This window comes from Streptomyces sp. MNU76, assembly GCF_020982545.1.
Classification (GTDB): domain Bacteria; phylum Actinomycetota; class Actinomycetes; order Streptomycetales; family Streptomycetaceae; genus Streptomyces.
In genome coordinates this window covers 28402-52319 of the sequence record NZ_JAJKLK010000012.1, presented here as the reverse complement: position 1 = coordinate 52319, position 23918 = coordinate 28402, and the positions used below count along the sequence as shown (strand labels likewise).

The 23918-nt window shown below is 66.5% G+C and carries 15 protein-coding genes and 2 rRNA genes; 6 read left to right on the top strand and 11 right to left on the bottom strand.

What is annotated here, in order from left to right; translation table 11 throughout:
• The 5 genes from E4N62_RS25490 to thyX form a co-directional block, all read right to left on the bottom strand.
• Nucleotides 1–1544 (bottom strand): 23S ribosomal RNA (locus E4N62_RS25490); the annotation flags it as partial.
• 308 nt (nt 1545–1852) lie between these two features.
• Nucleotides 1853–3380, bottom strand: a 16S ribosomal RNA gene (locus tag E4N62_RS25485).
• Nucleotides 3381–3888: 508 nt separating this feature from the next.
• Nucleotides 3889–5574, bottom strand: a complete 1686-nt coding sequence (locus E4N62_RS25480; RefSeq protein WP_184900037.1) for a ribonuclease J — start codon at nt 5572–5574, stop codon at nt 3889–3891.
• 181 nt (nt 5575–5755) lie between these two features.
• Nucleotides 5756–6655 carry a 4-hydroxy-tetrahydrodipicolinate synthase gene (gene dapA / locus E4N62_RS25475; protein WP_215449295.1) on the bottom strand — a complete coding sequence of 300 codons (900 nt, stop codon included), beginning with the start codon at nt 6653–6655 and terminating at the stop codon, nt 5756–5758.
• A gap of 211 nt (nt 6656–6866) precedes the next feature.
• Entirely contained in the window at nt 6867–7607 is a 741-nt protein-coding gene (gene thyX, locus E4N62_RS25470) for an FAD-dependent thymidylate synthase (RefSeq protein ID WP_230218224.1), read from the bottom strand.
• 189 nt (nt 7608–7796) lie between these two features.
• Between thyX and E4N62_RS25465 the strand changes: the two genes are divergently transcribed.
• On the top strand, nt 7797–8354 hold the full coding sequence (locus E4N62_RS25465) for a hypothetical protein (protein WP_230218222.1): 558 nt from the start codon (nt 7797–7799) through the stop codon (nt 8352–8354).
• A 136-nt stretch (nt 8355–8490) separates the two neighbouring features.
• Here E4N62_RS25465 and E4N62_RS25460 read toward each other — a convergent pair whose 3' ends face one another.
• The 6 genes from E4N62_RS25460 to eccD form a co-directional block, all read right to left on the bottom strand.
• Nucleotides 8491–8946: a hypothetical protein gene (locus E4N62_RS25460; RefSeq protein WP_230218220.1), complete on the bottom strand. Its 456-nt coding sequence runs from the start codon at nt 8944–8946 to the stop codon at nt 8491–8493.
• Between the two features lie 15 nt (nt 8947–8961).
• A complete protein-coding gene (gene dapB / locus E4N62_RS25455) occupies nt 8962–9714 on the bottom strand; it encodes a 4-hydroxy-tetrahydrodipicolinate reductase (protein ID WP_230218218.1) in 753 nt (250 codons plus the stop codon).
• A 44-nt stretch (nt 9715–9758) separates the two neighbouring features.
• Entirely contained in the window at nt 9759–11138 is a 1380-nt protein-coding gene (locus E4N62_RS25450) for a pitrilysin family protein (RefSeq protein WP_230218197.1), read from the bottom strand.
• Nucleotides 11135–13354, bottom strand: coding sequence for a polyribonucleotide nucleotidyltransferase (locus tag E4N62_RS25445; RefSeq protein ID WP_184900024.1), 2220 nt, complete (start codon nt 13352–13354; stop codon nt 11135–11137). The genes E4N62_RS25450 and E4N62_RS25445 overlap by 4 nt, the downstream gene beginning before the upstream one ends.
• A 461-nt stretch (nt 13355–13815) precedes the next feature.
• Nucleotides 13816–14103: a 30S ribosomal protein S15 gene (gene rpsO / locus E4N62_RS25440; protein ID WP_033529274.1), complete on the bottom strand. Its 288-nt coding sequence runs from the start codon at nt 14101–14103 to the stop codon at nt 13816–13818.
• A 196-nt stretch (nt 14104–14299) separates the two neighbouring features.
• Entirely contained in the window at nt 14300–15769 is a 1470-nt protein-coding gene (gene eccD / locus E4N62_RS25435; protein ID WP_230218188.1) for a type VII secretion integral membrane protein EccD, read from the bottom strand.
• Nucleotides 15770–15932: 163 nt separating this feature from the next.
• Here eccD and eccCa point away from each other — a divergent pair, with 163 nt between their 5' ends.
• From eccCa to E4N62_RS25410, 5 genes are all read left to right on the top strand, one after another.
• A complete protein-coding gene (gene eccCa, locus E4N62_RS25430) occupies nt 15933–19892 on the top strand; it encodes a type VII secretion protein EccCa (protein WP_230218180.1) in 3960 nt (1319 codons plus the stop codon).
• 79 nt (nt 19893–19971) lie between these two features.
• Nucleotides 19972–20499, top strand: coding sequence for a hypothetical protein (locus E4N62_RS25425; RefSeq protein ID WP_230218178.1), 528 nt, complete (start codon nt 19972–19974; stop codon nt 20497–20499).
• Nucleotides 20499–22019, top strand: a complete 1521-nt coding sequence (locus E4N62_RS25420; RefSeq protein ID WP_230218176.1) for a hypothetical protein — start codon at nt 20499–20501, stop codon at nt 22017–22019. Before E4N62_RS25425 ends, E4N62_RS25420 begins: the two co-directional genes overlap by 1 nt.
• 27 nt (nt 22020–22046) lie before the next feature.
• Nucleotides 22047–23426 carry a type VII secretion-associated serine protease mycosin gene (gene mycP / locus E4N62_RS25415; protein WP_230218166.1) on the top strand — a complete coding sequence of 460 codons (1380 nt, stop codon included), beginning with the start codon at nt 22047–22049 and terminating at the stop codon, nt 23424–23426.
• Between the two features lie 43 nt (nt 23427–23469).
• A complete protein-coding gene (locus E4N62_RS25410; protein ID WP_230218164.1) occupies nt 23470–23901 on the top strand; it encodes a hypothetical protein in 432 nt (143 codons plus the stop codon).
• Nucleotides 23902–23918 lie beyond the last annotated feature (17 nt).

The window sequence follows — 23918 nt, the reverse complement described above, 5'->3', positions numbered from 1 at the left end:
CAGGTTCAATGTTTGACGCTTCACAGCGGGTACCGGAATATCAACCGGTTATCCATCGACTACGCCTGTCGGCCTCGCCTTAGGTCCCGACTTACCCTGGGCAGATCAGCTTGACCCAGGAACCCTTGGTCAATCGGCGCAAACGTTTCTCACGTTTGTATCGCTACTCATGCCTGCATTCTCACTCGTGAACCGTCCACAACTCGCTTCCGCGGCTGCTTCACCCGGCACACGACGCTCCCCTACCCATCCCAGCGGGCGTTGGCCCTCATGCTGGAATGACACGACTTCGGCGGTACGCTTGAGCCCCGCTACATTGTCGGCGCGGAATCACTAGACCAGTGAGCTATTACGCACTCTTTCAAGGGTGGCTGCTTCTAAGCCAACCTCCTGGTTGTCTCTGCGACTCCACATCCTTTCCCACTTAGCGTACGCTTAGGGGCCTTAGTCGATGCTCTGGGCTGTTTCCCTCTCGACCATGGAGCTTATCCCCCACAGTCTCACTGCCGCGCTCTCACTTACCGGCATTCGGAGTTTGGCTAAGGTCAGTAACCCGGTAGGGCCCATCGCCTATCCAGTGCTCTACCTCCGGCAAGAAACACACGACGCTGCACCTAAATGCATTTCGGGGAGAACCAGCTATCACGGAGTTTGATTGGCCTTTCACCCCTAACCACAGGTCATCCCCCAGGTTTTCAACCCTGGTGGGTTCGGTCCTCCACGAAGTCTTACCTCCGCTTCAACCTGCCCATGGCTAGATCACTCCGCTTCGGGTCTTGAGCGTGCTACTGAATCGCCCTGTTCGGACTCGCTTTCGCTACGGCTACCCCACCCGGGTTAACCTCGCAACACACCGCAAACTCGCAGGCTCATTCTTCAAAAGGCACGCAGTCACGAGAACAAGGCAAACCTCGTTCCGACGCTCCCACGGCTTGTAGGCACACGGTTTCAGGTACTATTTCACTCCGCTCCCGCGGTACTTTTCACCATTCCCTCACGGTACTATCCGCTATCGGTCACCAGGGAATATTTAGGCTTAGCGGGTGGTCCCGCCAGATTCACACGGGATTCTCGGCCCCGTGCTACTTGGGTGTCTCTCAAACGAGCCGTACAGATTTCAGCTACGGGGGTCTTACCCTCTACGCCGGACCTTTCGCATGTCCTTCGCCTATCCATACGGTTTCTGACTCGTCCTGTTGCCGGCAGACAACAGAAGAGAGATCCCACAACCCCGTATACGCAACCCCTGCCGGGTCTCACACGCATACGGTTTGGCCTCATCCAGTTTCGCTCGCCACTACTCCCGGAATCACGGTTGTTTTCTCTTCCTGCGGGTACTGAGATGTTTCACTTCCCCGCGTTCCCTCCACACTGCCTATGTGTTCAGCAGCGGGTGACAGCCCATGACGACTGCCGGGTTTCCCCATTCGGAAACCCCCGGATCAAAGCCTGGTTGACGACTCCCGGGGACTATCGTGGCCTCCCACGTCCTTCATCGGTTCCTGGTGCCAAGGCATCCACCGTGCGCCCTTAAAAACTTGGCCACAGATGCTCGCGTCCACTGTGCAGTTCTCAAACAACGACCAACCACCCATCACCCCGAACCAGTAGATTCGAGTGCACTGGGGCCGGCACTGAAGGCAGCCATACGGCCGTGCCCTCAGACACCCAACAGCGTGCCCGACCAGATTCCGTCCGGAGATCATGTTTTCCACGCTCTTGCGAGCAGTACTAACAGCCTCCGGCCCGTGAAACCGGCCGAATAATCAACGTTCCACCCATGAGCAACCACCGTCGGACGTTCGCCGACGTTGTGGCCCTGGCTGCCTTGCGGCAGCTAGATGCTCCTTAGAAAGGAGGTGATCCAGCCGCACCTTCCGGTACGGCTACCTTGTTACGACTTCGTCCCAATCGCCAGTCCCACCTTCGACAGCTCCCTCCCTTACGGGTTGGGCCACCGGCTTCGGGTGTTACCGACTTTCGTGACGTGACGGGCGGTGTGTACAAGGCCCGGGAACGTATTCACCGCAGCACTGCTGATCTGCGATTACTAGCAACTCCGACTTCATGGGGTCGAGTTGCAGACCCCAATCCGAACTGAGACAGGCTTTTTGAGATTCGCTCCGCCTCACGGCTTCGCAGCTCATTGTACCTGCCATTGTAGCACGTGTGCAGCCCAAGACATAAGGGGCATGATGACTTGACGTCGTCCCCACCTTCCTCCGAGTTGACCCCGGCAGTCTCCTGTGAGTCCCCATCACCCCGAAGGGCATGCTGGCAACACAGAACAAGGGTTGCGCTCGTTGCGGGACTTAACCCAACATCTCACGACACGAGCTGACGACAGCCATGCACCACCTGTACACCGACCACAAGGGGGCGACCATCTCTGGCCGTTTCCGGTGTATGTCAAGCCTTGGTAAGGTTCTTCGCGTTGCGTCGAATTAAGCCACATGCTCCGCTGCTTGTGCGGGCCCCCCGTCAATTCCTTTGAGTTTTAGCCTTGCGGCCGTACTCCCCAGGCGGGGAACTTAATGCGTTAGCTGCGGCACCGACGACGTGGAATGTCGCCAACACCTAGTTCCCACCGTTTACGGCGTGGACTACCAGGGTATCTAATCCTGTTCGCTCCCCACGCTTTCGCTCCTCAGCGTCAGTAATGGCCCAGAGATCCGCCTTCGCCACCGGTGTTCCTCCTGATATCTGCGCATTTCACCGCTACACCAGGAATTCCGATCTCCCCTACCACACTCTAGTCTGCCCGTATCGAATGCAGACCCGGGGTTAAGCCCCCGGGCTTTCACATCCGACGCGACAGACCGCCTACGAGCTCTTTACGCCCAATAATTCCGGACAACGCTCGCGCCCTACGTATTACCGCGGCTGCTGGCACGTAGTTAGCCGGCGCTTCTTCTGCAGGTACCGTCACTTTCGCTTCTTCCCTGCTGAAAGAGGTTTACAACCCGAAGGCCGTCATCCCTCACGCGGCGTCGCTGCATCAGGCTTTCGCCCATTGTGCAATATTCCCCACTGCTGCCTCCCGTAGGAGTCTGGGCCGTGTCTCAGTCCCAGTGTGGCCGGTCGCCCTCTCAGGCCGGCTACCCGTCGTCGCCTTGGTGAGCCGTTACCTCACCAACAAGCTGATAGGCCGCGGGCTCATCCTTCACCGCCGGAGCTTTCCACCACCAAGAGATGCCCCTAGTGGTTGTATCCGGTATTAGACCCCGTTTCCAGGGCTTGTCCCAGAGTGAAGGGCAGATTGCCCACGTGTTACTCACCCGTTCGCCACTAATCCCCACCGAAGTGGTTCATCGTTCGACTTGCATGTGTTAAGCACGCCGCCAGCGTTCGTCCTGAGCCAGGATCAAACTCTCCGTGAATGTTTACCGGTAATCCGGTGCACACACACGAGAGCGGAACCACCGGAGGAATAGTCCGATGGTTCACAGCATCCTCGCTGTGTTTGTTTCAAAGGAACCTCGCCCCAACCGGAATCGGCTGAGAACGGGGTATCAACATATCTGGCGTTGATTTTTGGCACGCTGTTGAGTTCTCAAGGAACGGACGCTTCCTTTGTACTCACCCAAGCTGTTCTCGGGCTTTCCTCCGGGCAGTTTCCCTTCGGTCTTGCTGTCTTGCGTTTCCGACTCTATCAGATCGTTTTCCGATCCGATTTCCTCGGTGCTTTCCAGGTTTCCGCTTCCGCGTTTCCCTTTCCGGCGGTTCCGACTTTATCAGAGGTTCTGAGTCGGAATTTCCACCCGGTCCGGCGGGCTCCTGGCGCATCAGTTGCGCCGGGTTCCCCCTCGGCGGAGCCGTAAACGTACTGGAGCGGGGCGCCCCGATGCAAATCGAGGAGCCCCGCTCCGGCTGAGCGCTGACGGAGGGTCAGACCTCAACCACCACAGGCAGGATCATCGGCCTGCGGCGGTAGGTGTCGGACACCCACTTGCCGAGGGTGCGACGGATGAGTTGCTGCAGCTGGTGGGGCTCGACGACCCCGTCCTGTGCCGAACGTTCCAGAACTTCGGTGATCTTCGGGGCGACCGCGGCGAACGCGGAGTCCTCGATCCCGGAACCCCGGGCCTGGATGTGCGGACCGCCGGTGATCTTGCCGGTGGAGGAGTCCACGACGACGAAGACGGAGATGATGCCCTCGTCCCCCAGGATCTTGCGGTCCTTGAGCGCCGGCTCCCCGACGTCACCGACCGAGAGGCCGTCGACGTACACATAACCGGCCTGGACCTTGCCCGCGATCTTGGCCTTGCCCTCGATGAGGTCGACGACCACACCGTCCTCGGCGATGACGATGCGGTCGTGCGGTACGCCGGTCAGGGCGCCCAGCTCCGCGTTGGCCCGCAGGTGGCGCCATTCGCCGTGCACCGGCATCAGGTTCTTCGGGCGGCAGATGTTGTAGAAGTACAGCAGCTCGCCGGCCGAGGCATGTCCGGAGACGTGGACCTTGGCGTTGCCCTTGTGGACGACGTTGGCGCCCCAGCGGGTCAGGCCGTTGATGACGCGGTAGACCGCGTTCTCGTTGCCCGGGATCAGGGACGAGGCCAGGATCACCGTGTCGCCCTGGACGATGCGGATCTGGTGATCCCTGTTGGCCATGCGGGACAGGGCGGCCATCGGTTCGCCCTGCGATCCGGTGCAGACGAGGACGATCTCGTGCTGCGGCAGGTCGTCGAGGGTCTTGACGTCCACGACCAGGCCCGGCGGAACCCTGAGGTAGCCCAGGTCCCTGGCGATGCCCATGTTCCGGACCATCGAGCGGCCGACGAAGGCGACCCGGCGGCCGTATTCGTGGGCGGCGTCGAGGATCTGCTGGATGCGGTGGATGTGGCTGGCGAAGCTGGCCACGATGATCCGCTTGCTGGCGCCCGCGAAGACCTGACGCAGGACGTTGGAGATGTCGCGCTCGGGGGGAACGAACCCCGGGACCTCCGCGTTCGTGGAGTCGGAGAGAAGGAGGTCGATGCCCTCTTCGCTCAGCCGTGCGAAAGCGTGGAGATCGGTGAGGCGGTTGTCCAGCGGGAGCTGGTCCATCTTGAAGTCACCCGTGTGGACCACCATGCCCGCGGGGGTGCGGATGGCCACGGCGAGGGCGTCAGGGATGGAGTGGTTGACCGCGACGAACTCGCAGTCGAAGGGGCCGATGCGCTCGCGGTTCCCCTCGGCCACCTCAAGGGTGTACGGGCGGATGCGATGCTCCTGGAGCTTGGCCTCGATCAGGGCGAGGGTCAGCTTGGAGCCGATCAGCGGGATGTCGGGCTTCTCGCGCAGCAGGTACGGGACCGCACCGATGTGGTCCTCGTGGCCGTGCGTGAGGACGATGCCCTCGATGTCGTCGAGGCGGTCCCTGACGGACGAGAAGTCCGGCAGGATCAGGTCGATTCCGGGCTGCTCCTCCTCGGGGAAGAGCACCCCGCAGTCGACGATCAGCAGCCGGCCGCCGTATTCGAAGACGGTCATGTTCCGGCCGATCTCGCCGAGGCCGCCCAGGGGGGTGACCCGGAGGCCACCTTCGGGAAGCGGCGGCGGCGGGCCGAGTTCAGGATGCGGATGACTCAAAAGACTCTCCTCACCACGCACGCCACGTACCTCTGTGGCACGTGGCGCGCATGACGTTCGTGCAAAAGCAGTTGTGGATGGGAACGCAGGCGCTTTCGTCCTGCCTATTCAGTTGTGAAGTCTCGGGTGTGTCAGATGTGTCAGGTCTGGCATTGGGTGGTGCGTCGTACGAAGTCCGGTGTTAGAGCTGTACCCCGCCGGCACCAAGATCGATCTTGAGCTGGGCGGTCTCCTCGGGCGAAAGTTCCACCATGGGGGCGCGCAGCGGTCCGGCGGGCAGGCCCTGGAGGGCGAGCGCCGCCTTGGTGGTCATCACGCCCTGGGTGCGGAACATGCCGGTGAAGACCGGGAGCAGCTTCTGGTGGATCTCGGTGGCTTTCTGGACGTCACCGGAGACGTACGCCTCGACGAGGGCGCGCAGCTCGGGGGTGACGACATGGCCGACGACCGAGACGAAGCCGACCGCGCCCACGGAGAGCAGCGGGAGGTTGAGCATGTCGTCGCCGGAGTACCAGGCGAGGCCGGAGCGGGCGATGGCCCAGCTGGCCCGGCCGAGGTCGCCCTTGGCGTCCTTGTTGGCGACGATGCGCGGGTGCTCGGCGAGCCGGACGATCGTCTCCGTGTCGATCGGGACGCCGCTGCGGCCCGGGATGTCGTAGAGCATGACCGGGAGGTCGGCGGCGTCGGCGATCGCCTTGAAGTGGCGGTACAGGCCCTCCTGAGGGGGCTTGTTGTAGTACGGCGTGACGACGAGGAGGCCGTGGGCACCGACCTTCTCGGCGGCGCGGGCCAGCTCCATGCTGTGGTGGGTGTCGTTCGTGCCGACGCCGGCGATGATGTGCGCGCGGTCGCCGACGGCTTCGAGGACGGCTCGTACCAGGTCCGATTTCTCCGCGTCACCGGTGGTGGGGGACTCGCCGGTGGTGCCGTTGATGACCAGGCCGTCGTTGCCTGCGTCCACCAGGTGGGTGGCGAGCCGCTGCGCGCCGTCGAGGTCGAGTGCGCCGTCCGCCGTGAAGGGCGTGACCATGGCGGTGAGGACCCGCCCGAAGGGGGTCTGCGGAGTCGAGGTCGGAGCCATGGGTAACACGCTACTCGCTGCTCAGGGCGCGGTCTGCCCTCGGGGGGCAGGAAAAGTCCGGACAAATGCGGAGCCCGGCACTGCCTGCTCGGGGGTTCAAGCAGTGCCGGGTCCGTTTGATCAGGCTAGATGAACTTCGCGAAATGCCGCAATACGGACACTTCGCTCGGCTGACCCGCACATCTGTGCCTGGCCGAAAGTCGATGGTCCGCTACGGCGCCACACGGCCGTTCGCGTTGAACGCGGCGTGCGTCAGGGGCATGAGCCGCGCCCACTCCGTCTCCATCCGCTCGCCCACCATCTCGATCTCCCGCTGCGGGAAGGACGGGACCCTGGCGAGCTCGTGCTGGGTGCGCAGACCGAGGAAGTGCATCAGCGAGCGGGCGTTGCAGGTTGCGTACATCGACGAGAAAAGTCCGACCGGGAGGACCGAGCGGGCGACCTCGCGGGCGACCCCGGCGGCCAGCATCTCCTGGTACGCCTCGTAGGCGTGGACGTACGAGTCCTCCATGACCCGCCCGACCAGCTCCTGCTGTGCCTGGGTGCCCTCCACGAAGACGTACTTGCCGGGACGCCCCTCCTGGACGAGCTTGCGGGCCTCGTCCGGGACGTAGAAGACGGGCTGGAGCTCCCGGTACCTCCCGGACTCCTCGTTGTACGACCAGCCCACCCGGTGGCGCATGAACTCGCGGAAGACGAAGATCGGGGCGCTGATGAAGAAGGTCATCGAGTTGTGCTCGAAGGGGCTGCCGTGCCGGTCCCGCATGAGGTAGTTGATGAGGCCCTTGGAGCGCTCGGGGTCCTTCTGCAGCTCCTCCAGGGACTGCTCGCCGGCGGTGGAGACGCGGGCGGCCCACAGCACGTCCGAGTCGGCGGCGCTGTGCTTCACCAACTCGACGGTGACATCGCTGCGGAAGCTGGGCTTGAGATCGTCGACGGGAGTGTCGGTCACGGCTCGGAGGGTCCTTCCCATGGCTGCTCTCGGGCGGCGCCCACTCTACGGGCCGACACCGACAAGGGGCCGGATGCCCCGAGTTGCGCACTCTTGTGCCCCTGTTGGGCCCCCGAAAGTGGTGGGGAGAGGTCCGGCTCGGTAGCCTCACCCGGCGATAGCCGTGCGTGGATCGAGTGAGGATCACCCGTGCCCCTGCCCTTCCTGACCGCCGACCGCGCCTTCGACCAGGTGGCGGACGAAGCGCTGCCGTACGAGGACCGTGACCGCTGGCGGCGTCCCTACCGGCCCGGCCCCTGGCGGGTCGGCGCGGCCGCGCTCCTGCTGCTGCTCGCCTCCTACGTGCTGGTCGCGGCGGTCATCATCGCGGCGGCCGAGACACTTCAGGCGGGCGCGATCTGCTTCGGGGGCGCGCTGCTCGTCATCATCTGCGCCCTGCGGCTGCTGCGGGTCGGCATCTGGGTGAGCGCGCGCGGGGTGCGGCAGGTGAGCTTCTTCCGCACGCGTACGGCCTCCTGGGAGGCGAGCGTCTCCGTGCGTACCGTGCAGCAGCCGGTGCGCTGGCTCGGGCTCCCGCGGTCCGTGCAGGGGCAGGCGCTGCTCCTCGTCCGCAGGGACCGGGTGCAGGAGTACGTGACGCCGCTGATGACCACGCACAACGCCGACTTCCTGGCCCGTACGGAGGCCTTCGACCGGGCGGCCGACACGATCGAGGCGTGGGCCGCGGAGTACGGACCCGCCGCGTAGTCGAGACCCCGAGGGCCGCAGACAGCGAGGGCCGCAGACAGCGAGGGCCGCAGACAGCGAGGGCCGCAGACAGCGAGGAGGGGCCGGTCCGCGGGCGCGGACCGGCCCCTCCTCGCTGTCTCCGCGGGACGGCGGGTCAGACGGTCGGCGCCGGCCTGCCGTCGTGCAGGGCGATGGCGCGCTGCATGGCCTTGCGGGCCCTCGGTGTGTCGCGGGCGTCGTGGTAGGCGACGGCGAGACGGAACCAGGTACGCCAGTCGTCGGGGGCGTCCTCGGTCTCCGCCTTGCGCTGCGCGAAGACCGCGTCGGCCGAGTCACGGTCGATGCGGCCGCTCGGGGTCCGCTTCAACTCGTCGACGGGCAGGCCCCCTTCCGCGTCGAGTTCGGCGGCCAGCTGGTTGGCCCGGCGGACGAACTGGGTGTTCTTCCACAGGAACCACAGGCCGATCGCCGGCAGAACGAGCACGGCGACGCCGAAGGCGATCGTGACCGGTGTGCCCGTCTCTATGAGCAGGATCCCGCGGCTGCCGACCAGGACGAAGTAGACGACCAGGACGGCTGCCGTGACGGCGTAGGTGATCTTCGCGCGCATGACGTTCCCGGCCTGTCAGCCCAGATCGAGGAAGTGTTCGAGGCCGAAGGTGAGGCCCGGGGTGGTCACCACGCGGCGGGCGCCGAGCAGGATGCCCGGCATGAAGCTGCTGTGGTGGAGGGAGTCGTGGCGGATGGTGAGGGTCTCGCCCTCGCCGCCGAGGAGGACCTCCTGGTGGGCCAGGAGGCCGCGCAGCCGGACGGAGTGGACGGGGATGCCGTCGACGTCCGCGCCGCGCGCGCCGTCCAGAGCCGTCTCCGTGGCGTCCGGAGCCGGGGCCGTGCCTGCCGCGCGCCGTGACTCGGCGATGAGCTGAGCCGTGCGCGTGGCGGTGCCCGAAGGGGCGTCGACCTTCTTCGGGTGGTGCAGTTCGACGACCTCCACCGACTCGAAGTAGGGGGCGGCGATCTGCGCGAACTTCATGTTCAGGACGGCCCCGATGGAGAAGTTGGGCGCGATCAGCACACCGGTCTCCGGGGACGCGGCCAGCCAGCCGTTCAGCTGCGCGAGGCGCTCGTCGGTCCAGCCCGTCGTGCCGACGACCGCGTGGATGCCGTGGCGGACGCAGTAGTCGAGGTTGTCCATGACCGAGGCGGGGGTGGTCAGTTCGACGGCCACCTGGGCGCCGGTCTCCGCCAGCGTCTCCAGCTTGTCGCCCCGGCTCAGGGCGGCGACCAGCTCCATGTCCTCGGCGGCCTCGACGGCCCGTACGGCCTCGGAGCCGATACGGCCCCGGGCACCGAGGACCGCCACGCGCAGCTTGCTCATTGCTTGGTTCCTTAACTGGGGTTGTCGGGCGACGACGTCAGGCGTCAGGCGACGGCTTCGTGGAGACGGGACGCCTGTTTGTCCTTGAGCGGGCCGATCACCGACAGGGAGGGGCGCCGGCCCAGGATCTCGCGGGCCACGGCACGGATCTCGTCCGGGGTCACCATGGCTATCCGGGTCAGCATCTCGTCGACGGACATCTGCTCGCCCCAGCACAGCTCGCTCTTGCCGATGCGGTTCATGATCGCGCCGGTGTCCTCCAGGCCCAGGACCGTGGAGCCGCGGAGCTGGCCGATGGCGCGTGCGATCTCTTCGTCGGGCAGCCCGTGCTCGGCGACCTGGTCGAGTTCGTCGCGACAGATCTTGAGCACGTCGTGGACCTGGGACGGGCGGCAGCCGGCGTAGACGCCGAAGAGTCCGCAGTCGGCGAAGCCGGAGGTGTACGAGTACACGCTGTAGGCGAGGCCGCGCTTCTCCCGGACCTCCTGGAAGAGGCGGGAGGACATACCGCCGCCGAGGGCGGTGTTGAGGACGCCGAGGGCCCAGCGGCGGTCGTCGGTGCGGGAGAGGCCGGGCATGCCGAGGACGACGTGCGCCTGCTCGGTCTTGCGCCCGATCAGCTCGACTCGACCGGCCGTGCGCAGGCCCCGGGTGCCCTCGCGCGGGGCGATCGGGGTGGCGTCGACGCGGGTGAGGGCGCCGGCGCTCTCGAAGGCGGCGCGGACCTGGCGTACGACCTTGTTGTGGTCGATGTTGCCGGCGCAGGCGACCACGAGGTGGGTGGGGTCGTAGTGCTTCTTGTAGAAGCGGCGGATGCGGTCGGCGCTGAGGGCGTTGACCGTGTCCACCGTGCCGAGGACCGGGCGGCCGAGAGGGGTGTCGCCGAACATCGTGTGCGCGAACAGGTCGTGCACGCAGTCACCCGGGTCGTCCTCGGTCATCGCGATCTCCTCGAGGATGGCGCCGCGTTCGACGTCGACGTCCTCCTCACGGATGAGCGAGCCGGTGAGCATGTCGCAGACCGTGTCGATGGCCAGCGGCAGGTCGGAGTCGAGCACACGCGCGTAGTAGCAGGTGTACTCCTTCGCCGTGAACGCGTTCATCTCGCCGCCGACCGCGTCGATCGCGGACGATATGTCGAGTGCGCTGCGGCGGGCGGTGCCCTTGAAGAGCAGGTGCTCCAGGTAGTGGGTGGCGCCGTTCAGCGCGGGTGTCTCGTCGCGGGAGCCGACGTGCGCCCAGATTCCGAAGGTCGCGGAGCGGACCGAGGGCAGGGTCTCGGTGACGATGCGCAGGCCGCCCGGGAGGGTGGTCTTGCGGACCGTGCCGATGCCGTCCCTGCCCTTGATCAGGGTTTGGGTACGGGCGACGGCCCGCGCCTCCGTGGAGGTGCGGGCCGTCGCCTTGGAGCTACGGGACGTCACTTGTCGCCGTCGTCCTTCTTGTCCTCAGAACCTTCCTCGCCCTCGATCACGGGGATGAGGGAGAGCTTGCCGCGGGAGTCGATCTCGGCGATCTCGACCTGGACCTTCTGGCCCACGCCGACGACGTCCTCGACGTTCTCCACGCGCTTGCCGCCGGCGAGCTTGCGGATCTGCGAGATGTGCAGCAGACCGTCCTTGCCCGGGAGCAGCGACACGAACGCGCCGAAGGTCGTCGTCTTCACGACGGTGCCCAGGTAGCGCTCGCCGACCTCCGGCATGGTCGGGTTGGCGATGCCGTTGATCGTGGCGCGGGCGGCCTCGGCGGCCGGGCCGTCGGCGGCACCGATGTAGATGGTGCCGTCGTCCTCGATCGTGATCTCGGCGCCGGTGTCCTCCTGGATCTGGTTGATCATCTTGCCCTTGGGGCCGATGACCTCACCGATCTTGTCCACGGGGATCTTGACGGTGATGATCCGCGGGGCGTTCGGGGACATCTCGTCCGGCGTGTCGATCGCTTCCATCATCACGTCGAGGATGTGGAGGCGGGCGTCACGGGCCTGCTTGAGGGCGGCGGCCAGGACGGAGGCCGGGATGCCGTCCAGCTTGGTGTCGAGCTGGAGGGCCGTGACGAACTCCTTGGTGCCGGCGACCTTGAAGTCCATGTCGCCGAAGGCGTCCTCCGCACCGAGGATGTCGGTGAGGGTGACGTAGTGCGTCTCGCCGTCGATCTCCTGGGAGATCAGACCCATGGCGATGCCGGCGACGGGGGCCTTCAGCGGCACACCGGCGTTCAGCAGCGACATGGTGGAGGCGCAGACCGAGCCCATGGACGTCGAGCCGTTCGAGCTGAGCGCCTCGGAGACCTGGCGGATCGCGTAGGGGAACTCCTCACGCGTCGGCAGGACCGGGACGAGGGCTCGCTCGGCGAGGGCGCCGTGACCGATCTCGCGGCGCTTCGGGGAGCCGACGCGGCCGGTCTCGCCGGTGGAGTACGGCGGGAAGTTGTAGTTGTGCATGTAGCGCTTGCGCGTCACCGGCGACAGCGTGTCCAGCTGCTGCTCCATGCGGAGCATGTTGAGGGTGGTGACGCCCAGGATCTGGGTCTCGCCACGCTCGAACACGGCGGAGCCGTGCACGCGCGGGATGGCCTCGACCTCGGCGGCGAGCGTACGGATGTCCGTCACGCCACGGCCGTCGATGCGCTTCTTCTCCTTGATGACACGCTCACGGACCAGGGTCTTGGTCAGCGAGCGGTACGCGGCGGAGATCTCCTTCTCGCGGCCCTCGAACTGCGGGAGCAGCTTCTCGGCGGCGAGCGCCTTGACGCGGTCCAGCTCGGACTCGCGCTCCTGCTTGCCGGCGATGGTGAGGGCCTGGGCGAGCTCGTCCCGGACGGCGGCCGTGAGGGCCTCCAGGATGTCGTCCTGGTAGTCGAGGAAGATCGGGAACTCGCCGGTGGGCTTGGCGGCCTTCGACGCGAGGTCGGCCTGGGCCTTGCAGAGGACCTTGATGAAGGGCTTCGCGGCGTCCAGACCGGCGGCGACGACCTCCTCGGTCGGCGCCTCGGCGCCGCCCTTGACCAGCTGGATGGTCTTCTCGGTGGCCTCGGCCTCGACCATCATGATCGCGACGTCGCCGTCCTCCAGGGCGCGCCCCGCGACGACCATGTCGAAGACGGCGTCCTCGAGCTCGGAGTGCGTCGGGAAGGCCACCCACTGGCCGTTGATCAGCGCGACGCGGACGCCGCCGATCGGGCCGGAGAAGGGCAGACCGGCCAGCTGCGTGGACGCGGAGGCGGCGTTGATCGCCACGACGTCGTACAGGTGGTCGGGGTTGAGCGCCATGATCGTGGCCACGACCTGGATCTCGTTGCGCAGGCCCTTCTTGAAGGACGGGCGCAGCGGGCGGTCGATGAGGCGGCAGGTGAGGATGGCGTCCTCGGAGGGACGGCCCTCGCGGCGGAAGAAGCTGCCGGGGATCTTGCCGGCGGCGTACATCCGCTCCTCGACGTCCACCGTGAGGGGGAAGAAGTCGAGCTGGTCCTTGGGGTTCTTGGAGGCGGTGGTGGCCGACAGCACCATGGTGTCGTCGTCCAGGTACGCCACGGCGGAGCCGGCGGCCTGCTTGGCCAGGCGGCCCGTCTCGAAGCGGATGGTGCGGGTGCCGAAGGAACCGTTGTCGATGACGGCCTCGGCGTAGTGGGTCTCGTTCTCCACTAGTGATTTCTCCTCGTCTTCGTCCCGGATCCCGCCCGTGTGGCAGGGGGACGGTGGCGGAGAAGCGCGCCGTCTGGTGCGGGCCGGTCTTCGATCGAAGCCCTCGGGGTTCGCAATTCCCCGGGGGCCACTACCGAGGACCGGCGGCGGCGAGGTGCGCTTCTCCTCGTTCGGTGTGCGTGCGGTCGCCCGTGCCCGGGCGTCCTCACACGGTGTCGTGTCTCTTGCGTTGTGCTACCACACTACAAAGGGGTGGTGACACTCCGCACGTTTCCGCCCGTACGTCCCGCGCACGGCGGGGCCGCGAGCCCCCTCCGGGCGAGGTCGCGCCGGGATCCGGCGGGTGCCGTGGAGGGCGTACGGCAAGTCGGCCAGTACCGCGAGTACCGAGTACCGAATACCGCGAGTACAGCAAAAGGAGCGGTCCCCTTTTCCCGGGAACCGCTCCCCTGCACGGCGTCTTACTTGGCGCCCGCCGCACCGCGGCGGATGCCGAGGCGGTCGACCAGCGTACGGAAGCGCTGGATGTCCTTCTTGGCGAGGTACTGCAGCAGACGGCGGCGCTGACCGACCAGGATCAGCAGACCACGGCGGGAGTGGTGGTCGTGCTTGTGGGTCTTGAGGTGCTCGGTCAGGTCCGAGATACGGCGGGAGAGCATCGCGACCTGGACCTCGGGGGAGCCGGTGTCGCCCTCCTTGGTACCGAACTCGCTGATGATCTGCTTCTTCGTAGCGGCGTCGAGCGACACGCGATACTCCTCATGAGTCTCATTGATGCCACCGAGTGCCCCTGGTCTTCGTCTCAGGGGGGCTTCCGTGACTCGGGTGACGGGGTCCGTCGGCGCGGTCTCCGGGTCCCTGGAAGGAGCCCGGGTGCGAACACGAACGGCCGCAGCCAGGGTACCAGGCTGGTGAGACGCGCTGAGCCGGCCGTCGGGGTGCCCCTCAGCCGGTCAGCGACCGGACCTTGGTGAGGACGCCCAGCACCGCCAGGCACAGCGGGATCAAAGTGAGCAGCACGAACGCCTCGGCGATGTCGAGGAGACGGCCCCAGAAGGGGGAGAGCCCCTTCTGGGGAATGATCAGACCGATCGCGGTGAGCAGCGCGGCTCCGGCGGTGAGGGCGGCCGTGAGCCAGATGGTGCGGAGGTCCAAGGCTCCCCGGTCCGCGTGGAGCGTGAACTCGGTCAGGGCGTCGGCCGACGGATTGAGTGCGAGGCCGATCAGCAGGAGGGCGAGGGCCGCGACACCGGCGAGGAGGGTGCAGGCCACCTGTGACGTGTAGCGGAACAGGCGGGCTCGGATCAGCATGGCGAGGCCGGCGGCAAGGCCCAGGAGCCTGCCCCACATGTCGTCCGCGAAGCCGAGGACGGCGGCGGAGGCGACCACCACGGCGGAGGTGCCGCCGACGAGGCCCAGCAGCATCTCGTGGCCCCGCCGGGCCTGGGCGGCGATGCGTTCGGCATCGAGGGGCTCGGTGTCCTGGCCCTGTGAGGGGTCGAGGTCGAAGTCCTCGTACACGGCGGAGCGCGGGGAGGCGTAACCGATCGGCAGGCGGGCGAAGCGTGCCGACAGGCCGGGCAGGAAGGCAACCAGACCGATGGCGACCGGGGCGCACACCGCGGCGATGTCGGTCGCGGAGGCGTCGGCGAGGATCGCCACGAAGGTGGCCACGGTACCGACCGCAGCGGCGAAGGTAGCGGCCACGAACGCCGCGTCCCCGCTGGGGGCGAGCGCGACAAGGGCGACGGAGGCGACCAGCACCGCCACGCAGCCCAGCATGAACTGCAGTTTGCCCGGCCCCTCTCCGGCAGCCGGGCCGATGATTCCGGAGCCCGCGAGGAACAGCAGGGGCAGGGCGGCGAGGCCGACGGCCGCCGCGGCCACGCGGTCGGCGTACACGCGTGCGCGCACGGCCGCGTAGGCGGTCAGGAGTACGCCCAGGCCACCCGCGATGATGCCGGGCAGGCCGCTCATGTCGTGGTGGATCGGGTCGGCGTACCAGAGCACGAAAGCGACGAGCAGCAGGAGCAGGGCGCCGCCGATCAGCCCGGCGACGCGCAGCAGGTCGTCGCTCCACAGATGGCGGTCGCGAACGACCGCGGAGGCGACCGCGTCTGAGACGTCGTCGTGGACGGCGGGGGGCAGCGACTCGGCGAAGGGACGGAGACTGAGCACCTCGCCGTCGAGGACCCGTTCCTCCGCGAGCGAGCGGGCGCCGTCGAGGGCTGCGCCGTCCCGGCGTACCAGGTGGTAGCCCGTCGGGGTGCCCACCGGCTGGGTCTGGCCCGTCAGGCGCAGGATCTCCGGATAGATGTCGGCGATGGTGATGTCCACCGGGAGGGCAACGTCGATGCGGCTGTCGGGTGCCACGACAGTGACTCGGCAGAACCCGGTCGTCGCGGTCGTACTCACCTTGATTGACCTCCTGCTTCGCGGATGCGCACGCTGCGGGCGTCACCCTACCGGTAGGTGTCGTCAGGGGTGACAAGTAGGATCCCCGCCTAGCGGAGGGCGACCGTCACCACGGGGGTGCCGGTGGGAAACTGCTTGTCCGCGTAGGGGGATTGACGCACCGGTGAGCCAGATCGTCATCAAGCGCCCACCGCGTTCCCTGCCGCCCGAAGTACCCACCGATGAGCTGCGCCTGGAGGCTCCTCCAGAACTGCCGCGGGGTCAGCAGGAGGGCATGCTGATGCAGATCCTGCCGACGCTCGGCATGGGCTCGTCGGTGGTGTTCTATTTCGCCTCCCCGAACGCCCATCCGTTCATGCGGATCATGGGTGTGGTGATGCTCGTGTCGACGGCCGCGATGGTGATCGCGCAGATCGTCCGACACCGTCGCGGTACGCAGGGGCAAATGGCCGATGTACGTCGCGACTATCTCAAATACCTCGCGCAGACCCGGCGTACGGTGCGCAGGGTCGGTTTGAAGCAGCGCGACGCCCAGCTGTATCTGCACCCCTCTCCCGAACAGTTGTGGTCCGTGGTCGCCGAGGGCAGCCGGGTGTGGGAGCGCCGCGTCGGGGACGCGGACTTCGGGCAGGCGCGGATCGGTCTGGGACCGCAGCAGCTGGCCTCTCCGCTGGTGGCTCCCGAGACAGCGCCCGTAGACGAACTCGAGCCCCTGTGCGCCGGCGCCATGCAGCGTTTCCTCGCCGTGCACGGCCAGTTGGACGGGCTGCCGGTCGCGGTGTCGATGCGGGCCTTCTACCACGTGACGGTCTCCGGCGAGCCGGAGCGTACCCAGGCCGCGGCGCGTGCCCTGGTCGCCCAACTCACCACCCTGCACTCCCCCGACGACCTGCTGCTGGCCGTCGTCGCCGCCCCGGCCGCGGTCGACCGCTGGGACTGGACCAAGTGGCTGCCGCACAGTCAGTTGACCGGGCAGTTCGACGGCGCAGGCACCCGGCGGCTGTTCGGGGACGACCTCGGTGAGCTGGAACAGCTGCTGTCAGCCCACCTCGAAGGCCGCCCGCGTTTCAGCCGGGACGGCCAGCCGGTACTGGACCAGCCGCACATCATCGTCGTCCTCGACGGCGGAATCGTGCCCCCGACCTCCGCTTTCGCGGCCGCCGAGGGCTTGCAGGGCGTGACGATCATCGAGGTGGTCCCGGGCGAACTCGACCAGCCCCGGGGCGGCCTCTCCATCGTCGTACAGCCGGACCGGCTGTGGCTGGACACGGGTGCCCCTCTCGCCTACGAGGGCACCCCCGACGGGCTGTCCCAGCCCGCCGCGGAGGCACTCGCCCGGCAGCTGGCGCCCCTGCGCATGGGCGGCGGGAACGACGACGAACCGCTGCTCGCCAACCTGGACTTCACCGATCTGCTGGGCCTCGGCGACGCCGCCTCCGTGGAGGTCACTCGCACCTGGCGGCCGCGGTCGACGCCGGAGCGCCTGCGGGTCCCCATCGGCGTCGGCGAGGACGGCCGACCCGTGATGCTGGACCTCAAAGAAGCCGCGCAGGACGGCATGGGCCCGCACGGTCTGTGTGTGGGCGCGACCGGTTCCGGCAAGTCGGAGCTGCTGCGCACGCTGGTGCTCGGCCTCGCGGTCACCCACTCCTCCGAAACGTTGAACTTCGTCCTCGCGGACTTCAAGGGCGGCGCCACCTTCGCCGGCATGTCCCAGATGCCGCACGTCGCCGCCGTCATCACCAACCTCTCCGACGATCTGACCCTCGTCGACCGCATGGGCGACGCGATCCGCGGCGAACTCCAGCGCCGCCAGGAGCTGCTGCGCTCGGCGGGCAACTACGCCAACATCCACGACTACGAGAAGGCGCGGGCCGCAGGTGCTCCGCTGGAGCCGCTGGCCTCGCTCGTCCTCGTGATCGACGAGTTCAGCGAACTGCTGACGGCCAAGCCCGACTTCATCGACATGTTCATCCAGATCGGCCGCATCGGCCGCTCCCTGGGTGTGCACCTCCTGCTGGCCTCGCAGCGCCTGGAGGAAGGGCGTCTGCGCGGTCTGGACACCTATCTGTCGTACCGGATCGGTCTGCGGACGTTCTCGGCCGCGGAGTCGCGCGCGGCGCTCGGGGTTCCGGACGCCTACCACCTGCCGTCCGTGCCGGGCTCCGGGTATCTGAAGTTCGGCACGGACGAGATGACCCGCTTCAAGGCGGCGTACGTGTCGGGTGCGTACCGCTCCGGTGGCCCAGAGGTCCCCGGTGACCGGACACCGATCGAGCGCCGGCCCGCGCTGTTCACCGCGGCCCACGTACCGATCACGTACGCGGCCGCGGACCCCGCACAGACTCGAGCTCCCGCGCGCCAGGATGACGACGCCTTGGCGGACACGGTCCTCGACGTCATCGTGCAGCGTCTGGAGGGCCAGGGTGTGCCCGCCCATCAGGTATGGCTACCGCCCCTGGACAGGGCGCCGACGCTGGACCAGTTGCTGCCGTCGCTCGCGTCGACAGCCGAACGGGGCCTGCAGGCCGCCGAGTACACGCGACTGGGCGGGTTGACGGTTCCCGTCGGTCTGATCGACAAGCCGTTCGAGCAGAAGCGCGAGGTGCTCTACCGGGACTTCTCCGGCGCGGCGGGCCACATGATGGTCGTCGGTGGCCCCCAGTCCGGCAAGTCCACGCTGCTGCGCACGTTGATCGGCTCCTTCGCCGTGACCCACACGCCACACGAGGTGCAGTTCTACTGCCTCGACTTCGGCGGTGGAGGCCTGTCGTCCCTGTCGGACCTGCCGCACGTCGGCGGGGTCGCCTCCAGGCTGGACCCCGAGCGGGTCCGCCGCACGGTCGCGGAGGTGGCGGGCATTCTCAACCGCCGCGAGCAGTTCTTCCGTGCCAACGGCATCGACTCCATCGGCACGTACCGTCGGCGGCGTGCGGCCGGCGAGCTGCCCGGCGAAGCGTGGGGTGACGTCTTCCTGGTCATCGACGGCTGGGGCAACTTCAAGGGCGACTACGAGGGGCTCGAAGGCATCGTCCACGACATCGCCGGCCGCGGCCTCGGCTACGGCATCCATGTCGTCCTCTCCGCCTCGCGCTACATGGAGGTGCGGTCCGCGCTCAAGGACCAGATCCTGGGCCGACTGGAGCTGCGCCTCGGTGACGTCATGGATTCCGAGTTCGACCGCAGGGTCGCGGCGAACGTGCCGGCGGGTGTCCCAGGCCGTGGTCAGGTCCCGGAAAGACTGCATTTCATGACGGCGCTGCCGCGTATCGACTCCTCGTCCGACGCGAACGACCTGTCGGAGGCCACGGCTCAACTGGTGCAGGCGGTCAAGGGCAACTGGCAGGGTCCCGCGGCCCCGACGGTCCGCCTGCTGCCCCGCAGGCTGCCTGCCGACCAACTGCCCAAGGGCTTCGAGTTCCCGCAGCACGGCATCGCGATCGGCATCGACGAGGCCAACCTCGAACCGGTCTTCATCGACTTCGACACGGACCCCTTCTTCCTGGTCTTCGGAGAGAGCGAGTCGGGCAAGACCAACCTGCTGCGCCTGATCGCGAAGCAGATCGCCGAGCGCTACACGCCCTCGGAGGCCCGGATCGTCGTCGGCGACTATCGAAGGACGATGCTGGAGGCGGTCTCCGAGGAACATTTGCTGGAGTACGCGCCGATGGCATCCGCGATGAACATCCACATGGACGCCATCCGGCAGTTCATGGAGATGCGCGCGCCCAAGCCCGACATCACGCCGCAGCAGCTGCGCGATCGCAGCTGGTGGAGCGGCCCGCAGCTGTTCATCATCGTCGACGACTACGAGCTGGTCGCCACCAACTCCGGGAACCCGCTGTCGGCTCTCGTCGAGCATCTGCCCTTCGCGCGTGACGTGGGCGTCAAGTTCATCATCGCCCGTAACGCGGCGGGGGCCTCGCGCTCCATGTACGAGTCGTTCATGCAGCGGGTGAAGGAGCTGGGCGCCCAGGGGCTCGTCCTGTCCGGCGACCCGATGGAAGGCGACATCCTCGGCAACGTCCGGGCCAGGCCCATGCCTCCGGGACGGGGCACGTTCGTCTCGCGGAAGCGCGGAGCCCCTCTTATCCAGGTGGGCTTGCTTCCGCAACGCCATTAGAGTGATGAAGAGTGACCAACACTGTTGATTGAAGCCTTGGTTGACATGGGCGAACGGGGAGAACGGGGAGGCGGCTGACGTGAGTTCGGACGGGGGCGGCAGCGGTGGCGGAGGTGCTCCGGACACCGGCAAGTCCTTCGACAGCTTGTACGGCGTGAACCCTCAGATGGCGTTGGACATCCAGCACGACGCCATGAAGGACTTCAAGAAGCGTGTCGACAACCTGCTGATCGAGCTGGGCAGGTCCGAGGCCTCCCCCGACAAGGTCGGTCAGGACCGTCTCTCCCGTGCCCATCTGGGGTCCGCCGACTTCAAGGAAGCACAGTTCCTCTACGAGTCGTACGCCATCGTCCACGACGAGTTGGAGAACCTCTCCAAGGCGCTCAGCGCGCAGATCGAGGGGGTGGGACTGGCCGTGCACGCGTCACGGGTGGGCTTCGAGAACCTGGACGAGGACATCAAGGCGCGGATGCGGGAGGTCAACGCGGAGGTCGACAAGTACTACGACGCCGACCGTGATCCGTATGCCCGACGGCAGGGCGAGGAGCAGGGCCGACAGCAGGGCGAGCCGGTCGCGGAGGTCACGGAGTCGGAGAAGGGCCTGTAATGAGCGAGCAGCCCAGGCAGAAGCAACCCACGCCCCAGCACACCGACTTCGAGTCCATGACCCACGCCCAACTGGTGGCCATGCTCAACTCGGCGAACTCCGAGAGCGCCTACGACCTTGCCGCAAAGCTCTCCAAGGCCGCCTCGACGATCACCAAGATCGGCGACGACCTCATGACGTACGTCAAGGACCTGGAATGGCAGGGCGAGGCCGGCGACACCTTCCGTGAGTGGGGCGGGCAGACGGCGAGCGCGACGCTCCACCTCGGGGAGTACGCCGAGGTGGCGTCCCGGTGGATGGGCATCGTCTCCCAGGCGATCGCGGAGGCGAAGGCGGTCATGCCGGACACCTCCGAGACCACGGCCGCGCAGGCGGACCTCCGCAACGCGGAGAAGTCCCTCGCGGCGACCAAGGAGCCCGGCGCTCGCAACGACCCCGACTCCAAGAAACTGGCCCAGACCGCCCAGTCCGACGCGACGGCGGCACAGGGGCGGATCGACGCGGCGCGGTACGAGGCGGCCCAGCAGATGCGGAAGCTGGCGCAGGCTTATCAGCAGTCGGCTGTGCAGGTTAATTCTGTGGAGCCGCCTACGTTTTCGCCGCCGGCGGAGCATTTGGGTCCCGACCACTGGATGAGCCGCGAGTACGTATCCCCTGGCAGCTCCCAAGGAGCGTCCGGCGCTAACTCGGTCATGTTCACGCAAACCGGGAGCGGAAGAGGTACCAGTCCGTATGCCACTACTCAAGTAGTTTCGCAGGGACACGCTCAAGACCCAGCTGACCGCTCGCGACCCGTCTCGATGGGAATCGACGGCTTGTCCACGCTTCCCGATTCATCAGCTCCCAGTCTGCCCAATCCACCTGCCAACGGACCTGCTCAGCGCGCTGAGACCGCGCCTCTCACACAGCCCAGTCCGATTCCTCACTCCTTCAACGGCGGAGGAAAGGGACCGGGCCAGTCCATTCCCGGCCGCATTCCTTCGACCACACGGCCTCCTCTTATGCCTGGGCAGGGACCTGCCAGCGGCGGTGGGGTTCGCATGCCACGCGAGACCGGAATCGTGGGTGGCCGTCCCGTGCCACCCACTTCCGGTCGCACAGGCGGCCTTCCGCGCGGGACGGTCATCGGCGGCGACGCCACACAGGGCCGTACGCCGATGGGACGCGGTGTGGCCCCCGGTACGCCGATGGGTAACCCCAATGTCCATCAAAGTGGCGTAGCCGGAGGCCGACGCCTTGCCTCTGAAGGCGGCGGGGTTATGGGCGGTCGTCCAGCGCAGTCCGATCGCTCCGGCACTCGCCCGTTCACGCCAGGTGGAGCTGGTCTGGTAGGTCGCTCCAGCGCCCCAGACCAGACGCACCGTACGACCGCCGGCCGCACTGGATCAGTCCCTCACAACGCCCACACCTCAGACGCCCGTCGAGATCAGCCACAGGGTGAACGGCCCGACTACCTCGTCGAGGACGAGGAGACGTGGAATCGTGGCACGCGCCGCGCCCTTCCACCGGTCGTCGACTGAAGCCAAACAACCTTTCCAGGAAGGCACATGTTCTCCAGCGGTAAACGAACACTCCGGCCCCTGTCGGTGCTGTCAGCTGCTCTTGGCCTGGTGCTGGTAGGTCTCACCGAATCCCCCGCTCATGCCGAGTCGGTCCGCGAGAGGCAGTGGCACCTCGACGCCATGCATGCCGAAGAGATGTGGAAGGTAAGCACCGGTCAAGGCGTCGCTGTCGCTGTAATCGACACGGGTGTCGATGATTCCTTGGCCGACCTCAAAGGCCAGGTCCTGGACGGCGAGGACTATTCAGGACTGGCAGGTGACGAACATACTGATGTCGACGGTCACGGCACCAGTATTGCCGCGCTTATCGCCGCCACCGGTGGGAGAGGAGCCCTGAATGGCTCATATGGCCTGGCACCAGGAGCCAAGATCCTCCCCATCCGCATGGCACTCGCCAACGGTGAGAGCTTCGAGAATATTAAATCCGGATCGACTTATGCCGCAGAAATTTCTAGAGCGATCAGATACGCGGCAGATTCTGAGGCGAAAATTATCAATGTGTCCGGGGGGAGCTTCAAAGAAGACGCGAATACGCCGGGACTTGCTTCTGCCGTCAAGTACGCGCTTCGGAAAGGTAAGTTGATTTTCGCAGCCGCCGGAAACGAAGGCGATGGGCACAATCTGGTCGGGTACCCAGCGGCCGTACCTGGAGTGGTTGCTGTGGCATCGATCAACGAGAAGCTCGAACGTAGCTCCTTCTCGCAGTGGGGACCTCAGATTGATGTCGCCGCTCCTGGAGAGGACATGTACAGCGCCTGCGCAGGTGGAACTCAGATCTGCAGGTCCGACGGAACCAGTGGCGCCGCCGCCATCGCCTCGGCCTCCGCCGCCCTCATCTGGTCGAAGCACCCGACCTGGACGAACAACCAGGTTCTGCGTGTCCTGATCAACACGATGAAGGGCAACGAAAAGAGGTGGACCTGGAACAACGCCATCGGTTATGGCATGGTCCGTCCGCGAATCGCGCTGCAGAACCCTGGTGACCCGGGCCCCGCCGACGAGTACCCTCTGTCCGATCTCACTGCAGCAGCCTCTGTGTCCCCGAGCCCTGAGCCATCGAAATCCACCAGCTCCTCTGGTAAAAGCAAGGAGGACGGAGAGCCTACCTCCTCCACGTCCGCTCCGGAGGACTACAGAACAGCCCTTTGGATCGGTCTAGGTCTTGGAGCGGCAGCCATTGTCGGTACCGCAGTCGCTGTTTCCCTTGCCCGAGCTCACCGTCGAAGCGATGCGCTGCTGACCAGTCCGCGACCACCGATGTCCGCGCCCAGCAGTTCCACTCATCCGTGCCCACCGCAGCATTACGTGTCGGCTCAACCCCCGGAGACAGACCCGACGCGGGATAGCTCTCGCAAGTGTCCATAGCCACGACGTCGGGATACCGTGAGCAACACGAAGGGAAATAGCAATGTCGTTCGACGAAGCGTGGGGGCAGGCGCGGGGCGCAGCTGCAGCCCGCCAAGAAAACAACATGCAGCTGAACCTACTGCCCGCTGACGGGGGTGGGAGTAACACTGCGGATCTCAAAACGAACGCATTGGGCAAGACGGTGGCCATCAAGCTGTTGCAGCCCGATGGCCTCCCCCTAGAAATGGAAAAAGCTGGACGCCATGTAGAGGAGAATTCAGGCGCGGCCGCACGGGAGTTCACAGACTGGGAAACCGGCACCGGCCTCAAGGATGCGTACAGCGAATGGAAGCTCCAGATAAAGAGCCTCAAGAGCCGTCTTGAAGGAGACCGAGAGGCACTAACAGGGATCAAAAGGGACTTCCAGTACCTTGGCCTCGCAATTCAAAGCGAGATAGCGCAAATCCGCGCGGGTAGTGACCCGAAAACATAACAGATGACAGCGGGGGA

What these genes read in the sequence shown, in the direction of transcription:
- E4N62_RS25410 (WP_230218164.1), top strand. Translation starts at nt 23,470, where the DNA reads ATGTCGTTCGACGAAGCGTGGGGGCAGGCGCGGGGCGCAGCTGCAGCC.
- E4N62_RS25420 (WP_230218176.1), top strand. Translation starts at nt 20,499, where the DNA reads ATGAGCGAGCAGCCCAGGCAGAAGCAACCCACGCCCCAGCACACCGAC.
- dapA (WP_215449295.1), bottom strand. Translation starts at nt 6,655, where the DNA reads ATGGCTCCGACCTCGACTCCGCAGACCCCCTTCGGGCGGGTCCTCACC.
- E4N62_RS25460 (WP_230218220.1), bottom strand. Translation starts at nt 8,946, where the DNA reads ATGCGCGCGAAGATCACCTACGCCGTCACGGCAGCCGTCCTGGTCGTC.
- mycP (WP_230218166.1), top strand. Translation starts at nt 22,047, where the DNA reads ATGTTCTCCAGCGGTAAACGAACACTCCGGCCCCTGTCGGTGCTGTCA.
- dapB (WP_230218218.1), bottom strand. Translation starts at nt 9,714, where the DNA reads ATGAGCAAGCTGCGCGTGGCGGTCCTCGGTGCCCGGGGCCGTATCGGC.